This is a genomic window from Nostoc sp. DedQUE08, from assembly GCF_034530895.1.
In the GTDB taxonomy this organism is placed as follows: Bacteria; Cyanobacteriota; Cyanobacteriia; order Cyanobacteriales; family Nostocaceae; genus Nostoc.
In genome coordinates, this window is the sequence record NZ_JAVRCD010000034.1 from 14,679 (window position 1) to 35,410 (window position 20,732).

The window sequence follows — 20,732 nt, forward strand, 5'->3', positions numbered from 1 at the left end:
TTACAATAGAGATAGCGGAGACGCATGTTTCCGTTCACTCCTCACACCACACTCCGCCCGGACTACTGTTCGGGCGGTTCCTTATGTTTGTAAATAAAATAAGAGAGCTTCTTTGCAAATGTACATCCTTGCACTCCCAAGCTGAGGTTTTTGCTATGGTAGAATTTTCACCAAGTTCAGATATTATTGGCGAAGGTTTTAGGCATGTCAACAGCCGCACAAGTTACCGATTCTAGTTTCAAGCAAGAAGTACTCGACAGCGATGTACCAGTTTTAGTTGACTTTTGGGCACCCTGGTGCGGACCATGCCGTATGGTAGCTCCTGTTGTCGATGAAATCTCCGAACAGTACAAAGGTCAAATAAAGGTCGTAAAAGTCAACACAGATGAAAATCCTCAAGTTGCTAGTCAATACGGCATCCGCAGTATTCCCACATTAATGATTTTTAAGGGTGGGCAAAAAGTGGATATGGTGGTCGGCGCTGTGCCTAAAACTACATTAGCTTCCACTCTCGAAAAGCATCTTTGAAACTCAATCGGTAATAAAATCCTCTTGAGTTATCCATTTTGTTCTAACTTTAAGTTAATTTTCATAAACAAGTTTGAGAGCCGCGAATTTCTCGTTTCTCAAACTTGTTTACATTTGTATACAGTTTCAGAATATTTTAACGCGAGTTCGACAAGCCCTTTTTTGACCTCTCCCCCAACCCTCTTGGACACGGAGAGGGAAGTTAAAACCCTAATTTCTCGTTGCTCCTCCCTTTCTCCGTAGAGGGAGGTTGTCCGGGAGAGGTTCATCGAACTCACGTTATTTTAGGAGTTTTCTACCTCAAAAACAACTCCCTAATTCCCGTACTACCAATTTCCACCGCTAACGCCGCTAATAGAAAACCTAAAAGCTGAGTCACAATCACTCCACCTTCTGCACCAATCCACTGGTCAATCAGATTTGCTAAACGCAAAATCAACCAAGTGCTAAACATTGCCCCTAAGATACCCACCGCCACAGCAATATGCGGACTCTGTGATTTCGACATCAGCAACATCACCGTTGTTAAAGTCCCCGGCCCCGCTAACAGTGGTAAAGCTAGTGGAGTAATTGCGACATCGCGTCCTTCTTCAATAATTGGACTATCTAATTCTCCCCGCAGCATTTGCAAAGCAATTAACAGCAATAATATTCCTCCTGCTATTCGCAAAGAGCCGATACTGATTTCCAAGTAATTTAAAATTATTTGCCCTGCAAAGGCAAATAGCAAAAGAACAGCGATCGCAATGATAATTGCTTTATCTATAACTTTGTTTCTTTGGTCTGGCATCATGCCTTTAGTCAAAACTAAAACAATCGGTATATTGCCCACAGCATCCGCCAAGACAAACACAGCGATAAATGTTTGAATGAGAATAGAAATATCCACAGTAGACAGTTTTTATCAAGGTTTGATCGCAATCTAATCTTTATCTTGCTCAGTTTGCTAGAACCCAGAGGAAGATTAAGATCGGCAATAAAACCAGTGTGTTAAAGAAAATCTTGGCTGACGCATTTCTAATTAAGTTCCACAAATCTTGAAGTAGCGATATATTTTGATAATCTCTTTTCCATAAATCAACTATTCGTTGTTGAATCTATGAAGTCTTATTTAGCCGCCGCTATTCAATTGACCAGTGTGCCCGATTTACAGAAAAATTTGGCACAGGCAGAAGAATTAATAGAGCTTGCCGTGCGTCAAGGTGCTGAATTGGTGGGTTTGCCAGAAAACTTTTCCTATATGGGAGAAGAAAAAGATAAACTCGCACAAGGTGATGCGATCGCTCTTGAAAGTGAAAAATTTCTCAAAAAAATGGCTCAACGCTTTCAAATTACCATCTTGGGCGGCAGCTTTCCACTTCCGGTAGACAATACAGGCAAAGTTTATAACACTACTCTACTCATCGACCCTAGCGGTCAAGAGCTTGCGCGCTACTACAAAGTACACCTATTTGATGTTGATGTCCCCGACGGCAACACCTATCGCGAATCCAGCACGGTTGTGGCTGGTACGCAACTACCACCCGTCCATTTTTCAGAAAAACTCGGTAATTTAGGGCTTTCCATTTGTTATGATGTCCGATTCCCAGAACTGTATCGTCATCTGGCAGATAAGGGAGCCGATATTATCTTTATTCCCGCCGCCTTTACCGCCTTTACAGGTAAAGACCACTGGCAAGTACTACTACAAGCCAGAGCCATCGAAAATACCGCCTACGTCATTGCTCCCGCCCAAACGGGGAATAACTACGCCCGTCGTCTAACCCACGGTCACGCGGTCATTATCGACCCTTGGGGTGTAATTTTAGCCGATGCTGGAGAAAAACCGGGAATTGCGATCGCAGAAATCAAGCCCACTAGGCTAGAACAAGTCCGCCGTCAAATGCCTTCCTTACAACATCGGGTGTTCTAAGGATTGGGGAAAAGGCAGGGGAAGCAGGGGAAGAAGAACCATTGATTATCGACCAATGCCCAATGCCCAATCCTTATGAATAAAACAAAAAACCGGGTAAACACCCGGTTTCTGACAACATTAAAATCCTCAGTTTTTTAGCAGCATAGAAAAACTATGCCCATATTTATTTGCTGTCAAAATTAAACTTTAGCAGCTGATTTGGTAACAACGTTAAGTTCACCTTTAGCATACTTAGCAGCAAAATCTTCCAAAGAAATTTGCTTAATCTTGCTTGCATTGCCAGCTGTGCCAAATTGCTGATAGCGTTCAGCACAAACCTTTTGCATGTATGTAATGGAAGGCTTGAGGAAGTGACGGGGATCAAACTCCTCTGGCTTTTTAGCCAAAGCTTCACGTACAGCAGCAGTAATAGCCAAACGGTTGTCGGTGTCGATGTTTACTTTACGTACACCACTCTTGATGCCTTTTTGGATTTCTTCTACAGGTACACCGTAGGTTTCAGGAATTGCACCACCATATTGGTTAATCAGTGCAAGCAAATCTTCAGGCACAGAAGAAGAACCGTGCATTACCAAGTGGGTGTTAGGCAAACGGCGGTGAATTTCTTCAATACGGCTGATAGCCAAAATTTCGCCAGTCGGCTTGCGAGTAAACTTGTAAGCACCGTGGCTTGTGCCAATGGCAACAGCCAAAGCATCTACTTGGGTTGCTTCTACGAAGTCAACAGCTTCATCGGGATCGGTTAGTAGTTGAGAGTGGTCGAGTGTACCTTCAAAACCGTGACCATCTTCAGCTTCACCAGCACCAGTTTCTAGAGAACCCAAACAACCGAGTTCACCTTCAACACTGACACCCAAAGCATGAGCTACGTTTACAACTTCGCGGGTGACACTGACGTTGTATTCAAAGCTAGCGGGAGTTTTAGCATCAGCTTCTAAAGAACCATCCATCATCACGCTGGTGAAGTTGTTCTTAATTGCTGAGTAGCAGGTAGCAGGCGCATTACCATGATCTTGGTGCATGACAATGGGAATGTGAGGATAGGTTTCTACCGCTGCCAAAATCAGGTGGCGTAGAAAGTTTTCTCCTGCATAATTACGAGCGCCGCGAGAAGCTTGTAAAATTACGGGGCTATCTGTCTCGACAGCAGCTTTCAGGATCGCCTGAATCTGCTCCAAATTGTTAACGTTGAAAGCTGGGATGCCGTAACCGTTTTCAGCTGCGTGATCCAACAGCAGCCGCAGTGGTACAAGCGCCATAGATAGTCCTCCTAATGTGGTTGTCAGCTAGTCGGTCTGAGAGAAGCGCAATTATTACGCTAAATCTTAAGAGTTTTTTCAACTTACTTATAGGAAATTATAACTAGTGTGGTGTATCTATGTTGAAAAAGTTTACGCCATAGTTATTAGAAATATGTTCTATACTTGTTCTCTACTGCTGTACTATGCCCTATAGTTGCTCTGTACTGCTGTACATTTAGCTACCCTATAATTAGTAGCTATGGTAGCCCATTATCCCAAATGCTTGTTTGTGCAATTACAAAGAGGAGCGATCGCTTCTTTACATCATTTAATAAACTTTTATATGGGTCGCCCGGGATTCGAACCCGGAACTAATCGGTTAAAAGCCGAGTACTCTACCGTTGAGTTAGCGACCCTTTCGCTGCATTTCGCAACTTTGCAATCATAGCATACACATCTATAGATTTGTAAAGGGGTTTAGAAAAAATTAGCCCTTAACCTTATAGATGCTGTATGGCTAGCTCCTGGTGCTAACACAGTCAGGTTATCGCCAGTATTGAGAGAGTTACGGGTGGCACTCCAAGGTTCTAAACAGTAGAATTCTTTGCCTTTGACTGTCCAAAATACTAGGTAGGTAGAGAAATTATCATAATCCAAAGTGAGTTTTAACTTCCGGCTGCGGTCTATTGCAGTGGCCGATTGACTTGTTAGCTGTCCAAAGGCAAAATCAATTTCATCACGGCTAAAGTCAAAATTGCCGTCAAAAGAGTGAATTTCTTTAGTTTGATTATCTTGATACTGCTTAGAAGGAATTTCCACCTCTAACTGAGTTTTATCACCACACAGAAAGTAGGGATGGAAACCAGCCGAAAAGGGCATTGATCTAGATGACAAGTTTTTATATTGTTGGCGGACTTCAAGGGTATTACCTTGAAGTTCGTAGGTGAAAGTCAGCTGAAAATCAAAAGGATAAACTGCCTTAGTTTGCTCATTGCTATCAAGAACGACAGTGAGACTAGCTTTATCTCCAGTTTCTTGTTCTGTTACTTTCCACGGCAATTCACGAGCGAAACCGTGTTGCTTGAGAGTATATTTTTGACCGTTGTAAATGTAAGTATTATCTGGTAAATTACCACAAATAGGAAACAAAATTGGATTCCCACCTCTGACACTCAACTCAGGATGAGTAAAGCGCTCAGTATCTAGGTAGAAAACTTCTTGCCCTTGAATGCGCCAACGGGTGATGATACCGCCGCGTTCTGGTACGACTTCCAACTGAGAACCAGCGCCTTCGTCAGAAAGAATATAAGTCTTGTACTGTTGCTGTTGAACTGCAATGCTAAACACAAATTTTAGTCCTGGGTATATGGATAGTTAGAAGTTAGGAGTTGTGAGTTAGGAGTTAAAAATTCATAACTCCTAACTTTTAACTCCTAACTCCTAAATTTGTTATTCGTCTTCTGCAAACACGAAACGATATAACTCGCTGGGGTCTGGTTCAGGGCTGCTTTCGGCGAACTTAACGGCTTCGTCGATTACATCCTGAATTTTACGGTCAATTGCTTTGATTTCTCCCTCATCCGCCAGGTTTTGCTCTAGCAAATAAGCTGCCAACTTCTTAATTGGGTCGCGGGCGAACCAAAATTCTTTCTCCGCTTTGCTTCGCATTTCATCTGGGTCTGCCAAGGAGTGACCCCGGAAGCGGTAGGTAAGCGCCTCAATTAATGTTGGGCCTTCACCTGCACGGGCACGGGCTACAGCTTCTTGAGCCACGGCCCGCACTGCTAGTACATCCATGCCATCCACTTCCACGCCAACCATGTTAAACACGCTGGCTTTTTTATAAATCTCTGGCTGGGAAGTCGCTCGTTCGTGAGACATCCCAATGGCCCACTTATTATTTTCGACTACAAACAGAATTGGCAGTTTCCATAGGGCTGCCATATTTAGTGTCTCAAAAAACTGACCGTTATTAGCAGCACCGTCGCCAAAAAAGCAAGCTGTCACTTGGTCAGCATTTTTATCTCCCAGCACTTCGCGGCGGTATTTGCTTTGAAAAGCCGCTCCAGCTGCTACAGGAATTCCCTCAGCCACAAAAGCATAGCCACCCAACAAGCGATGTTCGGCAGAAAACATGTGCATCGAACCACCGCGCCCTTTGCTGCAACCTGTGGCTTTGCCAAATAATTCTGCCATTACTTCTCTTGCTGGTACTCCCGCACTCAGAGCGTGAACGTGGTCGCGGTAGGTACTACAAACGTAATCTTCACCCGGTCGCATTGACTGCACAACACCACTGCAAACGGCTTCTTGACCGTTGTACAAATGGACAAAACCAAACATTTTGCCTCTGTAGTACATTTCAGCGCACTTGTCTTCAAACAAGCGCCCTAACACCATATCCTCATACAACCGTAACCCTTCTTCTTTTGTAATTTGCGTAGTAGCAGGATTAAAAGTGGGTAAAGTACGCTCTTGAACCATTATTTTTGAGTATCCCTGTTGTACAACTTAAAGTTACAGTCTTAAATAAGTTGGTCTAATAACACCTCAGCTTTTAACAGGCTAGCGTTTGTAAGACTCAACAATCAAACTTTATTTATGCACCAAAAAAGGGTCTTAGGGAATAGCTGAATTTTTAATTTTTGATTTTTAACTTTTCAGCTCATGCCCCGTGAGGATTTGACTCTAAGGGCAATATCTGCCACTTTAGGTTGTCTCTCTCTATTCCCCTTCACAGACTAGCAATCAAGATAGACTGCTTTCTGCATATCCATTAACAATTTAAAAAAAAGCAGGCAAAAATCTATAATACCCAAATAGGTAATTGTAATGAAGGGTAAATTATGATATGATTTTTGTCTCCTGTTATCAGGGTAAAACCCTCAATAGTGGTATTTTTGTTACTGCCTAGTAGGAAAGTACCAAAAAAATCAATCATCAATAGATTCTTCCAGCCACAACAATTATGCCGTGATTAAAAGCGGTAGTTGTGGTTTGTGGTATCGAAGGCTGATAATAGTTGTGTTAAACAAAAATACTAAGAATTAAAACAAACAATTGAGGCTTTCTAGGCGAAAGCAAAAAATTAGTACTAAAATGTGACTCAAAATTTCGGGAAGGTACAAAACAAGTTGTTGCAATATACACTTGTAGAGTAAATTCTATACGGCATTTTTATGGCACGGTTTTACGGCCTGGAACGCTCTAGGTAAATTATGTTGATCGCGGTGCAGGGGAAGTAGGCTGTGCGAATTCCGCTAGATTACTACCGAATTTTAGGACTACCGTTAGCGGCAAGTGATGAACAATTGCGACAGGCATACAGCGATCGCATTGTACAATTGCCGCGACGTGAGTATTCTCAGGCAGCAATTTCTTCTCGTAAACAACTCATAGAAGAAGCTTACGTGGTTTTATCAGATCCAAAACAACGCAGTACCTACGATCATCTGTATCTTGCCCACGCCTACGATCCTGATAACCTTGCTGCTGCCGCAGTAGCACTGGAAAATTCTCCAGAAAGCACCAAAAGGGGTAGCAATACCCAGAGTCTGGGTATCGAAATTACTCAAGACGAATTAGTGGGCGCTTTATTAATTTTGCAAGAGTTAGGGGAATACGAACTTGTACTAAAACTAGGTCGTCCGTACCTGGTAAATAAAAATGGTGCTACAAGTCCAAGAAAGGGTAATAATTTAGCAGAGGAAGAAATACACGAAAGTGCTGAACACCCAGATGTTGTTCTGACTGTTGCCCTTGCTTGTCTAGAATTAGGTCGCGAACAGTGGCAACAAGGTCACTATGAAAATGCCGCTATATCCCTAGAAACTGGTCAAGAACTGTTAGTACGCGAAGGGTTGTTCGCCAGCGTCCAGGCGGAAATTCAGGCGGATCTTTATAAATTGCGACCATATCGAATTTTGGAGTTGTTGGCACTACCTCAAGAAAAGACTGCCGAACGAAGCCAAGGTTTGGAATTATTACAAAATCTTTTAGAAGATCGTGGCGGAATTGATGGCACGAATAATGATGATTCTGGTTTAAACATAGATGACTTTCTGCGGTTTATTCAGCAGTTACGCAACCACTTAACAGTCGCCGAACAGCACAAGTTATTTGAAGCCCAAAGCAAACGTCCTTCTGCTGTTGCCACTTACTTAGCTGTTTATGCCTTAATAGCGCGGGGATTTGCTCAACGGCAACCTGCTTTAATTCGTCAAGCAAGGCAAATGCTCATGCGTCTGGGCAAGCGCCAAGATGTACATTTAGAACAGTCGTTATGTGCTTTACTTTTGGGACAAACTGAAGAAGCAACTCGTGTTTTAGAACTTAGTCAGGAGTACGAAGCTTTAGCTTTTATTAGAGAAAAATCTCAAGACTCTCCCGATTTGTTACCAGGGCTGTGTCTATATGCAGAACAGTGGTTGCAACACGAAGTATTTCCCCATTTTCGAGATTTAGCAAACCAGCAAGCGTTTCTAAAAGATTACTTTGCTAACCAACAGGTACAAGCTTATTTAGAAGCACTGCCAACTGATGCAGAAACAACTAATGAGTGGGCTGTAATTAACCCCCAAAATTTTCCCCAGCCACAGACAAATAATTTGCCTTTCCCTAAAAATTCAACTAGGACTCCAAAGCAATTTAACCACAACAGAACACCTGACCTAGATTTGCCAGACACACCAGAATATTCAAACTTCTCACCACCGATGTGGAATTCATCTGGAAACGTAAAATCAGAGGTTCCTGCTGCTGAACGAACGAGCAGAGGCACAAAGGAGCATTTGAACGGTTCAGTTAAAAGTGCTACACCTGCTCATAACCAAAAGCGCCGGCGGAGAAAACCTGCTCCATCTCCTATCCGAGAGCGTTTACCGGACAATCGCCCCCATTCTCGTCGTCCTCGGCGGCGGCGAACTTTTGCTAATACCATTGAAGGGAAAACACGGCTGGTATGGAGAGTGTTTATTTCTTTGGTGAGTATTTTAGTTTTTTGGGTGTTAGCCACAACAACTTTTGGATGGTTAAAAAATCTGTTTTTTCCCACACGACCTGCACCTGTTTCACAGTTGTTTGTACAAATAAATCAACCACCAATATCTATTCCCGATCCAAATAGTCAACCACAAGGACTAGATGGCTCTTTAACAGATGCAGCGGCAGAGGAAGTCATTCGCACTTGGCTATCTACTAAAGCCGAAGCTTTAGGGCCGAATCATGAGATTGATAACTTAGAGCAGATTTTAACTGGTTCAGCTTTGTCTCAATGGCGGGCGATCGCTCAACAGGCTAGGTCAGACAACCGCTACCGCAAGTACGAACATAGCGTAAAGGTGGAATCTGTAGAGAAAATTGATTTATTCGCAGATCGTGCCGCAGTGGTAGCTACGGTGAAGGAAGCGACGCAGTTATATGAAAATGGTCAGTTTAAAAACTCTTCTAACGAGAATTTGCGGGTTCGGTATGATTTGATTCGACAACGAGGTAAATGGCGTATTCAGAGTGCATCTGTTGTGAATCAGATAATTAGATAAGTTGTAATGTTTAGGTTTCCAATACCCCTAACAAAGTTTTCAACATCAAATAAGCAGAAGTCCCTCCCGGATCTGGATGTCCGATACTCCGTTCCCCCAGGTAGCTAGCCCGTCCCTTTTTCGCCTGCATTGGTATAGTTTCCTGTAACCCTTTGTGGGCTGCTACTACAGCCTGTTGCATAGCTTCCAGCGTTCCCTTACTTTCTTTTACAGCTTGCCCAAAAGTGGCTACAGCCGGAGACAGCACATCCACCATTGTTTTGTCTCCTAGTTGCGCTTTACCACGTTGCAGCACCCCATCTAAGCCTGCTTGCAGTATTCCTAAAACATCTTGTTCTGTTAATTCTTGCTTACCAACTACTGCTGTACTGGCTCTTAAAAACCAAGTGCCATAAAGAGGGCCACTAGCACCGCCAATAGAAGAAATTAAGGTCATACTCACGGCTTTGAGAATGCTGCTGATATCCTTGTCTGTAAAAGTTGGTAACTGAGCGCTTACTTTTTTGAAGCCGCGATCCATATTGATCCCGTGGTCAGCATCTCCGATCGCAGCATCTAATTCTGTCAAATAGGCTTTATTCTGCTCTATCTCCGTTGCATAAGCCTGCAACCATTGCAATATCTGCGCTTGAGTCAACATAATTCGTAATTAGTTAAATTCCCCAACGCCAACTTGGCGTTTTTACTGGTGCATCCCATAGCCCGATCATTTCATCATCTAATTTCAGCAGGGTAATGGAGCAACCTTGCATTTCTAGAGATGTAATGTAAGGGCCTATCAAGTTTCGCACAATTTGCAATCCTTGCAGTTCGCAGATTTGGGCGAGTTTGCGGTAAACAATATACAGTTCGGAAATTGGGGTTCCACCCATACTATTGACGAAAGCTAATAAGCGATCGCCTTTGGCAAATGGTAGACTTGTTAGCTCTACATCTACCCATTCTTCTTTATCTTCGTCCCATTCGCGGAGCGTGCGGGTGTATGCTGCATCCTCAATGAGCGATCGCGTTAAAATTTCGGTAATCTCATCTACTGATTTGATGGCTGTACGTTCTGTTCCTGGCTCACCGTGAATACCGATACCTAATTCAATTTCGCGATCGCTCAATTCAAATGTCGGCGTTCCATTAGCGGGGACTATACAAGATGTTAGAGCAATTCCCATACTCCGCCCATTCAAATTTACTCGGCGACACAAATTTGCTATTTGTGGCAAATCATACCCTGCCTCAGCCGCCGCACCACAAATTTTTTCTGCCAGGATTGTTGTTCCTACACCTCGCCGTCCTTGGGTATAGAGACTATCTTTCACTGCTACATCGTCATCAATCAAAATATTTAGCGATCGAATGCCCTCACTACGGGCTAACTCTGTTGCCATTTCAAAGTTCATCACATCGCCACTGTAATTTTTGACGATATAAATAATACCAGAGCCTCCATCTACAAGCTTTGCTGCTTCTAGCATTTGGTCAGGAGTCGGTGAAGTGAAAACCTCACCAGGACAAGCTGCATCAAGCATTCCTTTGCCCACGAAGCCAGCGTGCATTGGTTCATGTCCACTGCCACCACCAGAGATAATTGCTACTTTACCCGGAATAGGTGCATTGGCTCGATAGACAAAGACAGGATCGTAGTTCAGTTTAATTAAATCGGAATGAGCCGCCGCCATACCTTCTAGACTTTCTTGCACAAAGTCTTCCGGCTTGTTGATCAGCTTTTTCATAATCTATGTTTGGTTAAAAGGGTGCTAAAACCCAGGTTATAGCGATCGCTGGTTTGTATGCAATAGAGGCTGACCTCTCTCTAAATCTCTCTCCTTTTAGGAGAGAGACTTTGAAATTTCCCCCTTCCCGCGACGAGTTGGGGGTTAGGGGGTTAGGTTTTTCTACATGAGGTAAAAAGTCAGTTCTTTAACGTCAATTCACAGATTCCATCCACTCAATACACTTGTGCATCTGCTGGCGTATGGTTTCCTTATCAGCATGAAACCTTCGTCCATGACCTGGTAGCACCCACTCAAAAGAGTAATTAGCCAAGTTACGCATTGATTTAATCTGTTCTGACCAAGAATACCAGCAGAAATCGCGGAATGCAGCCAGTTGGTGCAAGCTTTCTGACCAAGCAAGATGATCGCCTGTGAAGAGAAACTTATTTTTGTAGAGTAGTACGGTTTGTCCTTTGGTGTGACCGGGAACTGGGATAATTAATAAATCTGGTGTCAAGGTAAATGGTTCAGAACCAGTTAGCTGTATTTCTACATTGCGAGTATCCGCAGTAATATCATCAGCATGGAGGATGCGATCGCACTGAAAATGCTCGGCAAACTTTTGATGATCTGCCACATCATCCTTATGAGTTAAATACATGTAACGAATTGGCCCCAGTTCTTCTAAACGCTTAACTAAAGGCGGCGTAAACCGGGGAGAATCCACCAATATGTTACCTTCTGGAAGCTGAATTAAATAGCTAGCTGCACCGTAAGATTTTTCAGAATGATAGCCGCAGTGGTAAACATTTTCTGCTACTAATATTGGAACCTTTTCTTGAGCAACTTTGATATCTTTTGGTTTCTCAACTGTGCCAATAGAACTAGTAGGACATGCCAAAAGTGCTTCCAGCGCTGCTAATCTTTCCGCCTCATTCGTTGGTTGATGGTAAACAGCCGATTGGTCATCAACATCATAAAATACTTCAGGAGCCATCCAGCGACAGGTATCACAATCAATACAGGTAGTATCTACATAAAAATCGCCGTTGACATTTTGAGAGCGACGCTGATTTAAATGAGCCATATTAATCCTTTTGCTTCCAGGCGCTTACTGGGGAGCGATAAACCTTATATCACTACGCTAGCAAAAGTAATTTGAGACTGTAGCCGCCACTAGAAGTAAATCCGTTCAAAAATATTAAGACTGGTGAAACCCAGTAAGCAGAAATTGGGAAAACTGAACATAGACACTATCTGCTGATATATTCCCAAATATGCTTTACTGTTCTAATTCTAGTTGTGCAAATCCGTTTAACCTTGATGACAATAAGTTTTGCATTAAGTGTGGACAATGACCTTTATAGTTTGGGTGTAACTTGTATTCGTCTGTTAACCCAAGTTTTACCAAATGCAGATGGTTATGATGAACTTTATGATGCACTCAAGGGTTGCTGGATTTGGAGAAAATACTTATTACAAGGTAGAAGTATTACTCCTGAGTTTGGGCAAGTTTTAGATAAGTTAATTCAGGATTATGTGGAGGAACGCTATCAATCTGTTGATGAGGTTATACAAGCTCTTAATGCTGAGAATCTAAATTCAGCAGTAGGGATAGATTATACAATTTTGCAAAAGCTACTAGCATCTGGAAAATGGAGAGAAGCCGATCAAGAAACCTGGAAGCTTATGCTTAAAATATCTCATCGAGAAAAAGAATGTTACCTCAGAGTAGAAGATATAAAACAGTTTCCCTGTCAAGACCTCTTAACTATTGATCGCTTGTGGGTAAAATACAGTAATGGGCGCTTTGGTTTTAGTATCCAGAAGCAAATATGGGACAGCGTTGGGGGAAAACCTGACTTAGATTTGGAAACCTGGAAATATTTCGGTGAGTCTCTAGGATGGCGGATTAAAAATAATTGGAAGCCTTATGAATTTCTATCATTTACATTAACTGCTGCGGTAGGACAACTACCCAGAGCGATATGGAGTATGAGATTGGATGGAAGAAGAAAAAGATTTTCTGCCCTCACATCAAGACTAGGATAATTAAGCATATAATTCATAACGTCTCCCATTCATCTATGCTGATATTAGCTTGACGTAATATTCTATTTAGTAAGCTTGGGCTGATGTCTCCCTGATGTGGATTGGGAATTGACAGCTTTAATTCATCTTTTACCATGTATTGATGCTTACCACCTGGGTAAGGCCCATCAAAACCTGCATCTTTTAGATAACGAATCAGATCCCGCCGATTAATTGATCCAAAGGGTGGCATTAGGCGACCTCTTTGGTAAGATTCAGGTCAACATCATTAAGTATTGGTAGAGTATGACCCAAACGCAATCCTAGTACAATCCATCCTTCAAGAGTATCTTGCAAATCCTCCCGGCAAGCTTCTAATGTTGTAGCGTTTGCCCACACACCTTGACATTCTAGAATTTCGCCGTAGAAAGTTCCATCCTCAAGCAACTCATAAGTTGCTTTATGCATTGCTGTACGAATGTAATTTGTCAACATTCAGCTTTTTAATCAATTTGGTTACAACTGAAATTTTATTTTTAATCGCAAATCCGCCAAATTCTAAGTATTATGTATAATTTTTAACCTCCAAAAATGCGATCGCGCCCCTTTACCAAACGCGATCGCTAAATTTTCCATCCCCTAAGCTATAAAATGCAGACGATGGATCGCTGCACTAATTAAATTATGGGTAACGGGAAGACTATCAACTACCATCCCCAGACACAACAGCATCATGTAGGAGATGGAATAGAGAAACAACTCTTTAGCTACAGCGCGATCCTCTGGATTTTGCAACAACCGCCAAGATTTGTGGATAAATAATCCTCCCAGAATTAGGGCGATCGCAGCATAAAGAATTCCACTTGCGCCCAAAGGATATACCAATAACACGGTTGCAAATACTGTTACCAGCGTATAGTACCAAATCTGCTTCACGGTTGCCGTATCACCTTCAATCACAGGTAGCATTGGTATCCCAACTTTTGCGTAATCATCCCGAATCATCAGAGCTAAAGCCCAGAAATGGGGCGGTGTCCACAAAAAGACGATGGCAAAAATTAACCATGCTGACCAGCTTAATGTGCCTGTGACAGCAGCCCAACCCACTAACGCCGGAATTGCCCCAGCAGCTCCACCAATAACGATATTCTGGGTGCTGTGGCGTTTTAGCCAGTGGGTATAAACCAAAATATAAAAAACGATCCCAGAAAATGCTAGCAGGGCGGCTAACAGGTTGGCAAATACTGCTAGGAGTGTAAAGGAAATTGTCGCTAGTGCGATCGCAAAAATTAGAGCATCGCGCGGCTGTACCTTACCGGATGGCATCGGACGATGGCGCGTCCGCTCCATATCATAATCAATATCTCGGTCATAGACACAGTTAATCGTCTGGGCGCTTGCAGCAGCCAAGGTGCCACCAGTGAGAGTTACTAGCAACAGCAATGGGTCTACTTCACCCTTAGCAGCAATCCACATACTCCCAGCCGTAGTAATCAAAAGCAACGGAATAATCCGAGGCTTGGTTAGCTGGTAGTAACTTTGAATTACCTGTAAAAATGTTCCGTGGTGGCGAGAGACATTAGTCTCAATCATTTTGGCTCTGGTTCCTTATTTTTCAACAACTTATATGCAGCCCCCGCTCAAGCTGGCTCTTATTAAGCAAACGAAAACACAGATTTTCTGCACCTGCATAGGTCGCAATACTCGCCGTTGCGGCTTTCGTCGTTTAGTGGAGAGTGGGGAGCAGGGGGAGATGAGGGAGCAGGGGGAGATTAAGGAGAAGAACCAATGCTCAATGACGGCAGTTGCTCTACTTGGGGAGACCCCATCGCCCTTGGCGTCTCCCCTTGGGAGAAGACCGCACTGCCTCCCCAATGCCCAATGCCCCATTCCCTACTCAGCACTCAGTACTCGTGACTCAGCACTCACAGAGTCACGCAGTGCGAGAACTGTGAAAACCACCAAAGTACCCAGCAAAGTAGCTCCTATAGCTTGGTGAGAGACGGTGAGAGGCTCTACTTGGAGATGTAATTTGAAAGTGGCGAATCCCAACAAGATTTGTAAGGTTAGCAACGCACCAGCCAAATTTGCCAGTCGCCGTAAGGCTGGATGTAGTGCTGGTGTCCGCCAACAGATAAATACTATTGCCAAGGTTGCCAAGGAAGGCGGCACCAAACCAGCAATATGACTGTACATTACAGTACAAAGTTGAGAACCGCCGAGGCATTGGTGTAGCGCCCAGCGAGAGCCTACCAAAGCACCCAAGAGACTTTGCAGGTAAACCAGAACAGTGGCAGTTAAACCGACCCAAGGCAACTTACCAACGGTTCCATTCCCCTGATAGGGAGTAAGTGCCGTGCCGATAATCAGCAGGGTGCAAAAAAATAACAGCGCCGTTCCTAAATGAGCGGTAACGATATCAAACCGCAACAGTTCGGTAACGGTGAGTCCCCCCAAGATGCCTTGGAAGACGATTAGAAATAGGGCGAATGTAGATGCCCAAGGCAGCCAAGAGGGTAAGAAACGACGATGCCACCACGACAAACCGAAGAGTGCGATCGCGCTTACACCAATTAAAGCTGCATCCAATCTGTGAAACCACTCCAAAAACACTTGGAGATTCATTTGCTTGGCTGGCACCAGTTCGCCATAGCATAAGGGCCAGTCTGGGCAAGCAAGTCCAGCATTCATCACACGGGTGGCGCTGCCTATTGCCATCAAAATTAAGGTGGCTATGCATATTTTCCACACCAAGCGACGAATCATTTCCTTGGGTTTTTGCTGCTGAAGCGCCGCTTCATTTTGTTGTTGTAGGACAAATTCGCTCATGAAGGATACCTTCTGCCCGCTCTTGGTGAATCTCTTAAAATTTTCAATTTTCTTTTAGTGTCCCATCTCCACCCTAGCGTATAGGCTATGGGTTTATAGATTAGCACTCACTTATACTTTGAATCACTCCAGAAAGGTTTTGCCTGAAGCTTTAGGTATTTTTCAAGATGTGAGAAATTGATTCATGGGAATAAATTTAAACATCCTAAATTTTTCCTTAAACTTTTTCACTGATTTTCATCTATTTTTGGCGTTGTATGATAGTAAACTCATACTAAAAATTAGTGAAATAGCCAAAAAAATTAATAAAAATTTCAGACCTTTCTCCCCCATGTCTGACAGCCTAGACTACCTTAGTAAGTGAGCAGCTTTAAGATAACGTAGTAAATTCAATTAAGTAAGCCGTGAAGATTCCAAGTTCAATCTGGACATTACTCATTGGCATCGTGCTAACGCTCGCCAGCCTTTGGTACGGTCAAAATCACGGTCTGTTGCCAGCAGCAGCCACGGATGAAGCCGTCTTAGTGGATGGTCTGTTCAACGCGATGATGATCGTTTCAACAGGTATATTCCTGCTCGTCGAAGGTGTTTTAATTTACTCTGCATTTAAATATCGTCGGCGTGCAGGTGACAATGAAGACGGCCCACCAGTTGAAGGCAATGTACCTCTAGAAATTCTCTGGACGGCGATCCCAGCAATTATCGTTATCGGTATTTCTGTTTACAGCTTTGATGTTTACAACGAAATCGGTGGCTTTGATCCCCATGCTATCCATGAAGCACCGATGATGAATCAGGAGTCGATGAAAATGCCAGGGCATGGGAGTGCTATGGCCGCAACTTTAAGCGATACTCCACCCAGCACCGAACCCAACCTCAATCAAGAAAAATCTGATGAGGCAATGCAAGACCCAGCTACCGCAGAAGTCCGCAATGCTGACCAAATTCCCCAACTGCGGAATGCCCCAGGTGTCGGTAGTGTTGCCCCGACGATTGGGGGAACTCCTGATAAAGCAGGTAAACCAGCAGAATTACAAGTCAACGTCACTGGTTTACAATATGCCTGGATTTTCACCTATCCTGAAACTGGTATAACTACAGGTGAAATGCACGTCCCCATCGGGCGAGAAGTGCAAATCAGTATGACCGCCAACGATGTCATTCATGCCTTCTGGGTTCCAGAATTCCGCTTGAAACAAGATGCGATCCCCGGTAGGCAAAGCGAGATTCGCTTCACCCCTCAAAAAGCAGGAGACTATACCCTGATCTGTGCAGAACTTTGTGGCCCCTACCACGGTGCAATGAGAGCGCCAGTAGTTGTTGAGCCACAAGAAGCCTTTGACAAATGGATGCAAGAACAGCTAGTTGCCAGCAAAGAAACACTAAATCAAGCCGTTGCTGTTAACCCTGCGAATCTATCCCCAAATGAATTTCTCGCTCCTTACACCAAGGATATGGGAATTAAGCCAGAAATCCTGCATCAAGTTCACAAATAGTCATTGGTCATTAGTCATTAGTCATTAGTCACTGGTCATTAGTACTCATACAAATGACAGGTGATAAAGGACAAGTGACAAAGGACAAATTACAAAGGACAAAGGACAAATGACAAATGACCCAAGCTCAAGTGCAAGAAACTGCCAACGCCCCTGCTCTTGTTGAGGAGTCAGGGATCAGAAAATGGCAAGACTACTTTAGTTTCAACACCGACCATAAGGTGATTGGGATTCAATACCTAGTCACTACATTCATTTTTTACTGTATCGGTGGCGTGATGGCTGACTTGGTTCGTACAGAACTGCGAACTCCAGAAGTCGATTTCGTCACCCCTGAAGTCTACAACAGCTTATTTACGCTGCACGCCACGATCATGATTTTCTTGTGGATCGTGCCAGCTGGTGCGGGTTTTGCTAATTTCCTCATCCCTTTGATGATTGGGGCAAAGGATATGGCATTTCCGCGCTTGAATGCTGTTGCCTTTTGGATGATTCCGCCTGCGGGTTTATTGTTGATCCTCAGTTTAGTGGTAGGCGATGCACCGGATGCGGGTTGGACTTCCTACCCTCCCCTGAGCTTGGTAACAGGTCAAGTCGGTGAGGGAATTTGGATTATGAGCGTCCTCCTACTAGGTACGTCATCGATTTTAGGAGCAATCAATTTTCTCGTCACATTGCTCAGGATGCGTATCCCTGGTATGGGGGTTCATCAAATGCCCTTATTCTGCTGGGCGATGTTTGCTACCTCGGCGCTGACTTTGGTATCTACACCAGTGTTAGCAGCTGGTTTAATTTTGCTGGCTTTTGACTTATTCGCAGGAACGACATTTTTTAACCCAACTGGGGGTGGCGACCCAGTTGTGTACCAGCACATGTTCTGGTTTTACTCCCACCCAGCCGTTTACATCATGATTTTGCCCTTTTTTGGGGCAATTTCAGAAATTATTCCCGTGCATTCCCGCAAGCCGATTTTTGGCTATAAAGCGATCGCTTATTCGTCTCTCGCTATTAGCTTTCTGGGGCTAATTGTTTGGGCGCACCACATGTTTACCAGTGGTATCCCCGGTTGGTTGCGGATGTTCTTTATGATCACCACGATGATCATTGCCGTACCTACGGGAATTAAAATATTCAGTTGGTTAGCAACCATGTGGGGTGGGAAAATCCGGCTTAATACTGCCATGCTCTTCGCCATTGGCTTTGTTGGCACCTTTGTCATCGGCGGGATCAGTGGCGTGATGTTGGCAGCAGTGCCTTTTGATATTCACGTTCACGACACCTATTTTGTGGTAGCACACTTACACTACGTGCTCTTTGGCGGTAGCGTCTTAGGGATTTATGCAGGCATTTACCACTGGTTCCCGAAAATGACGGGACGAATGGTGAACGAATTTTGGGGTAAAGTTCACTTTGCCTTAACAATAGTTGGTCTAAATATGACCTTCTTACCAATGCACAAGCTGGGATTAATGGGCATGAACCGCCGTATTGCCCAGTATGACCCCAAATTTACCTTTCTCAACGAAATCTGCACTTACGGCGCTTACATACTAGCAGTTTCGACATTCCCCTTCATCATCAATGCGATTTGGAGTTGGTTATACGGTGAAAAAGCTGGTAATAATCCCTGGAGGGCACTTACCTTAGAATGGATGACAACCTCACCGCCAGCGATCGAAAATTTCGATCGAACCCCAGTACTAGCTACAGGCCCCTACGATTACGGCTTGGAAAAGGCTGACGAAGGTGTACCTTTGTCCGATCCCAATCCAGTTTTATCTGGCGGGCCGAACTCAGTATTAAGAGCAGAACCCGATCCAGCGGTTGCTGCTAATCCCGAAGACCGGAAATAGAGTTAGGAGTTATGAGTTATGAGTTATGAGTTATGAATGATGAGTTATGACTTTAATAAAGTTGTTAGTTCAAAATTTTTAACTCCTAATTTTTAACTCCTAACTTCTAATTCCTAACTTCTAACTCCCATTCCCCATTCCCCATTCCCCACTTATAAAAATTCATGCAAAGTCAAACTATTGACCCAGCTAAAACCGAACTAAATCATCACCATGCAGCGGAAGCGTCCGTCGGTCATCATGAAGAACATCCAGACCATCGGATGTTTGGGCTAATTGTCTTCCTAATTGCTGAAGGGATGATTTTTATGGGGTTGTTCGGAGCCTATTTGGCTTTCCGTGCTACCTTACCTGCATGGCCGCCAGCAGGTACTCCAGAATTAGAACTTTTGTTACCTGGAGTCAACACCATCAATCTAATTTCTAGTAGTTTTGTCATGCACAATGCCGATACTGCTATCAAAAAGAACGATGCGCGGGGTGCGCAAATCTGGTTAGCAATTACCGCTGCAATGGGTGCTATCTTCTTGGTGGGTCAAGTATATGAATATACCCATTTAGAATTTGGTCTAACTACCAATTTATTTGCGAGTGCATTTTACGTTTTGACTGGTTTCCACGGATTGCACGTTACTATCGGCGTTTTGGCAATCGTTGCCGTGTTGTGGCGATCGCGCCTTCCGGGTCACTATAGTAACGAAAAGCACTTTGGCATTGAAGCAGCCGAAATTTATTGGCACTTCGTTGACGTAATTTGGATTATTTTGTTCGGATTACTGTATCTACTGTAAGTATTAATTAACTAGTTGTTTAATCCACGCGGACAACTTAATCAGCCCCCTAATGGGGGCTTTTTTAATTAACAGAATAAAAATATCAGTGAAAATGAACATAAAGACGTAGAAGTGCTACCCTTATGCAACAATACGCTTGGGTTAGCTCCAAAAACCTTAGACTTCTTGGCATTGTAGGGAAAAAAGTAAGCGGTAAAGGTTAAACAATTTTTCTGTATTGCCTTATACAAAGGTTATTAATATAAATAAGGCATATTTATTGCCTACCTAAAAAAGTTAAATAAAAAATATATAAAAATCAGCTTCAACTATTTATTCCAACTATTACTTTTGCTAGATGCAACTGGGTGATTGAAAGTGATAAAAAGGCGAGTAAAGTAAAAGGTGGGAAAAGTCGGAAAAGTAGGATGTTTTAGAGAAAGTATTGAAGAACCAGTTAATATACTGTAAATTAATGTTATAAGGACTGAGTAAACCAATAAATAAAGTTCGCAAATTTATACGGATTTATATTTAAGGAAATATAATTCTCATATTTATTTTAGTCATAAAAGTAGCAAGAAACTTGAAGTTATTGGCGAGATTGCAAGTATTGTAATTCGCTTTGCTTTCTCATTGAAGTATTTTGATACCAATTCCAAAAATGTTTACGACAGATAACCCAACCTGCGCTGACACGCACCCTCCCCTTGCTAAGGGTAGGTAGGGATGGATTTTTTTTAACAATTGGTATCACACATATTAATTGTGGCATTTTGTGGAAGCGAATACGCATTAAAGATTTGCTATAATTATT

General features: G+C 43.2%; 19 protein-coding genes and 1 tRNA gene. 8 read left to right on the plus strand and 12 right to left on the minus strand.

Going from position 1 to position 20,732, the window contains the following annotated elements; genetic code table 11:
* Positions 1-204 precede the first annotated feature (204 nt).
* On the plus strand, positions 205-528 hold the full coding sequence (gene trxA / locus RMY64_RS21650) for a thioredoxin (RefSeq protein WP_094348071.1): 324 nt from the start codon (positions 205-207) through the stop codon (positions 526-528).
* Positions 529-823: 295 nt separating this feature from the next.
* Here trxA and RMY64_RS21655 read toward each other — a convergent pair whose 3' ends face one another.
* A complete protein-coding gene (locus RMY64_RS21655) occupies positions 824-1,417 on the minus strand; it encodes a MarC family protein (protein ID WP_322670252.1) in 594 nt (197 codons plus the stop codon).
* 210 nt (positions 1,418-1,627) lie between these two features.
* Between RMY64_RS21655 and RMY64_RS21660 the strand changes: the two genes are divergently transcribed.
* Positions 1,628-2,440 (plus strand): carbon-nitrogen hydrolase family protein, encoded by an 813-nt coding sequence (locus RMY64_RS21660; protein WP_322670251.1) that lies wholly within the window; start codon positions 1,628-1,630, stop codon positions 2,438-2,440.
* 182 nt (positions 2,441-2,622) lie between these two features.
* Here the strand turns inward: RMY64_RS21660 and fba are convergent, their stop codons facing one another.
* The 4 genes from fba to pdhA form a co-directional block, all read right to left on the minus strand.
* Positions 2,623-3,702: a class II fructose-bisphosphate aldolase gene (gene fba, locus RMY64_RS21665; protein WP_229485451.1), complete on the minus strand. Its 1,080-nt coding sequence runs from the start codon at positions 3,700-3,702 to the stop codon at positions 2,623-2,625.
* Positions 3,703-4,028: 326 nt separating this feature from the next.
* A tRNA-Lys gene (locus RMY64_RS21670) sits at positions 4,029-4,100 on the minus strand.
* Between the two features lie 61 nt (positions 4,101-4,161).
* Positions 4,162-5,031 carry an aldose epimerase gene (locus tag RMY64_RS21675; protein ID WP_322670250.1) on the minus strand — a complete coding sequence of 290 codons (870 nt, stop codon included), beginning with the start codon at positions 5,029-5,031 and terminating at the stop codon, positions 4,162-4,164.
* A 102-nt stretch (positions 5,032-5,133) separates the two neighbouring features.
* A complete protein-coding gene (pdhA, locus tag RMY64_RS21680) occupies positions 5,134-6,168 on the minus strand; it encodes a pyruvate dehydrogenase (acetyl-transferring) E1 component subunit alpha (RefSeq protein WP_322670249.1) in 1,035 nt (344 codons plus the stop codon).
* Between the two features lie 764 nt (positions 6,169-6,932).
* On the opposite strand from pdhA, the gene RMY64_RS21685 reads away from it, so the two are divergent.
* Positions 6,933-9,224, plus strand: coding sequence for an IMS domain-containing protein (locus tag RMY64_RS21685; protein WP_322701068.1), 2,292 nt, complete (start codon positions 6,933-6,935; stop codon positions 9,222-9,224).
* 10 nt (positions 9,225-9,234) lie between these two features.
* On the opposite strand, the gene dhaL is transcribed toward RMY64_RS21685, so the two are convergent.
* The 3 genes from dhaL to RMY64_RS21700 form a co-directional block, all read right to left on the minus strand.
* Positions 9,235-9,864: a dihydroxyacetone kinase subunit DhaL gene (gene dhaL / locus RMY64_RS21690; RefSeq protein WP_322688429.1), complete on the minus strand. Its 630-nt coding sequence runs from the start codon at positions 9,862-9,864 to the stop codon at positions 9,235-9,237.
* A gap of 13 nt (positions 9,865-9,877) precedes the next feature.
* Positions 9,878-10,951, minus strand: coding sequence for a dihydroxyacetone kinase subunit DhaK (gene dhaK, locus RMY64_RS21695; protein WP_322701069.1), 1,074 nt, complete (start codon positions 10,949-10,951; stop codon positions 9,878-9,880).
* Positions 10,952-11,144: 193 nt separating this feature from the next.
* The gene (locus tag RMY64_RS21700; protein ID WP_322670245.1) at positions 11,145-12,020 is read right to left on the minus strand and encodes an MBL fold metallo-hydrolase; all 876 of its coding nucleotides are present in this window, start codon (positions 12,018-12,020) and stop codon (positions 11,145-11,147) included.
* Between the two features lie 190 nt (positions 12,021-12,210).
* Here RMY64_RS21700 and RMY64_RS36870 point away from each other — a divergent pair, with 190 nt between their 5' ends.
* Positions 12,211-12,291: a 4-Cys prefix domain-containing protein gene (locus RMY64_RS36870; protein ID WP_416211789.1), complete on the plus strand. Its 81-nt coding sequence runs from the start codon at positions 12,211-12,213 to the stop codon at positions 12,289-12,291.
* On the plus strand, positions 12,257-12,985 hold the full coding sequence (locus tag RMY64_RS21705) for a GUN4 domain-containing protein (protein ID WP_322670244.1): 729 nt from the start codon (positions 12,257-12,259) through the stop codon (positions 12,983-12,985). Before RMY64_RS36870 ends, RMY64_RS21705 begins: the two co-directional genes overlap by 35 nt.
* A gap of 13 nt (positions 12,986-12,998) precedes the next feature.
* Here the strand turns inward: RMY64_RS21705 and RMY64_RS21710 are convergent, their stop codons facing one another.
* The 4 genes from RMY64_RS21710 to RMY64_RS21725 form a co-directional block, all read right to left on the minus strand.
* On the minus strand, positions 12,999-13,217 hold the full coding sequence (locus RMY64_RS21710) for a type II toxin-antitoxin system HicA family toxin (protein ID WP_322701070.1): 219 nt from the start codon (positions 13,215-13,217) through the stop codon (positions 12,999-13,001).
* A complete protein-coding gene (locus RMY64_RS21715) occupies positions 13,217-13,459 on the minus strand; it encodes a type II toxin-antitoxin system HicB family antitoxin (protein WP_322670242.1) in 243 nt (80 codons plus the stop codon). Before RMY64_RS21715 ends, RMY64_RS21710 begins: the two co-directional genes overlap by 1 nt.
* Positions 13,460-13,603: 144 nt before the next feature.
* Positions 13,604-14,557, minus strand: a complete 954-nt coding sequence (locus RMY64_RS21720) for a heme o synthase (protein ID WP_322701071.1) — start codon at positions 14,555-14,557, stop codon at positions 13,604-13,606.
* 300 nt (positions 14,558-14,857) lie between these two features.
* Complete coding sequence (locus RMY64_RS21725; RefSeq protein WP_322686460.1) at positions 14,858-15,793, minus strand: heme A synthase; 936 nt, start codon at positions 15,791-15,793, stop codon at positions 14,858-14,860.
* Positions 15,794-16,197: 404 nt separating this feature from the next.
* On the opposite strand from RMY64_RS21725, the gene RMY64_RS21730 reads away from it, so the two are divergent.
* From RMY64_RS21730 to RMY64_RS21740, 3 genes are all read left to right on the plus strand, one after another.
* Positions 16,198-17,289 carry a cytochrome c oxidase subunit II gene (locus tag RMY64_RS21730; RefSeq protein ID WP_322670240.1) on the plus strand — a complete coding sequence of 364 codons (1,092 nt, stop codon included), beginning with the start codon at positions 16,198-16,200 and terminating at the stop codon, positions 17,287-17,289.
* A 116-nt stretch (positions 17,290-17,405) separates the two neighbouring features.
* Positions 17,406-19,142, plus strand: a complete 1,737-nt coding sequence (gene ctaD / locus RMY64_RS21735; protein WP_322670239.1) for a cytochrome c oxidase subunit I — start codon at positions 17,406-17,408, stop codon at positions 19,140-19,142.
* Positions 19,143-19,306: 164 nt separating this feature from the next.
* On the plus strand, positions 19,307-19,933 hold the full coding sequence (locus tag RMY64_RS21740; RefSeq protein WP_104909637.1) for a cytochrome c oxidase subunit 3: 627 nt from the start codon (positions 19,307-19,309) through the stop codon (positions 19,931-19,933).
* The last annotated feature ends 799 nt before the right edge of the window (positions 19,934-20,732 follow it).

What these genes read in the sequence shown, in the direction of transcription:
- trxA (WP_094348071.1), top strand. Translation starts at nt 205, where the DNA reads ATGTCAACAGCCGCACAAGTTACCGATTCTAGTTTCAAGCAAGAAGTA.
- RMY64_RS21660 (WP_322670251.1), top strand. Translation starts at nt 1,628, where the DNA reads ATGAAGTCTTATTTAGCCGCCGCTATTCAATTGACCAGTGTGCCCGAT.
- fba (WP_229485451.1), bottom strand. Translation starts at nt 3,702, where the DNA reads ATGGCGCTTGTACCACTGCGGCTGCTGTTGGATCACGCAGCTGAAAAC.
- pdhA (WP_322670249.1), bottom strand. Translation starts at nt 6,168, where the DNA reads ATGGTTCAAGAGCGTACTTTACCCACTTTTAATCCTGCTACTACGCAA.
- dhaL (WP_322688429.1), bottom strand. Translation starts at nt 9,864, where the DNA reads ATGTTGACTCAAGCGCAGATATTGCAATGGTTGCAGGCTTATGCAACG.
- dhaK (WP_322701069.1), bottom strand. Translation starts at nt 10,951, where the DNA reads ATGAAAAAGCTGATCAACAAGCCGGAAGACTTTGTGCAAGAAAGTCTA.
- RMY64_RS21700 (WP_322670245.1), bottom strand. Translation starts at nt 12,020, where the DNA reads ATGGCTCATTTAAATCAGCGTCGCTCTCAAAATGTCAACGGCGATTTT.
- RMY64_RS36870 (WP_416211789.1), top strand. Translation starts at nt 12,211, where the DNA reads ATGCTTTACTGTTCTAATTCTAGTTGTGCAAATCCGTTTAACCTTGAT.
- RMY64_RS21705 (WP_322670244.1), top strand. Translation starts at nt 12,257, where the DNA reads ATGACAATAAGTTTTGCATTAAGTGTGGACAATGACCTTTATAGTTTG.
- RMY64_RS21710 (WP_322701070.1), bottom strand. Translation starts at nt 13,217, where the DNA reads ATGCCACCCTTTGGATCAATTAATCGGCGGGATCTGATTCGTTATCTA.
- RMY64_RS21715 (WP_322670242.1), bottom strand. Translation starts at nt 13,459, where the DNA reads ATGTTGACAAATTACATTCGTACAGCAATGCATAAAGCAACTTATGAG.
- RMY64_RS21720 (WP_322701071.1), bottom strand. Translation starts at nt 14,557, where the DNA reads ATGATTGAGACTAATGTCTCTCGCCACCACGGAACATTTTTACAGGTA.
- RMY64_RS21725 (WP_322686460.1), bottom strand. Translation starts at nt 15,793, where the DNA reads ATGAGCGAATTTGTCCTACAACAACAAAATGAAGCGGCGCTTCAGCAG.
- ctaD (WP_322670239.1), top strand. Translation starts at nt 17,406, where the DNA reads ATGACCCAAGCTCAAGTGCAAGAAACTGCCAACGCCCCTGCTCTTGTT.
- RMY64_RS21740 (WP_104909637.1), top strand. Translation starts at nt 19,307, where the DNA reads ATGCAAAGTCAAACTATTGACCCAGCTAAAACCGAACTAAATCATCAC.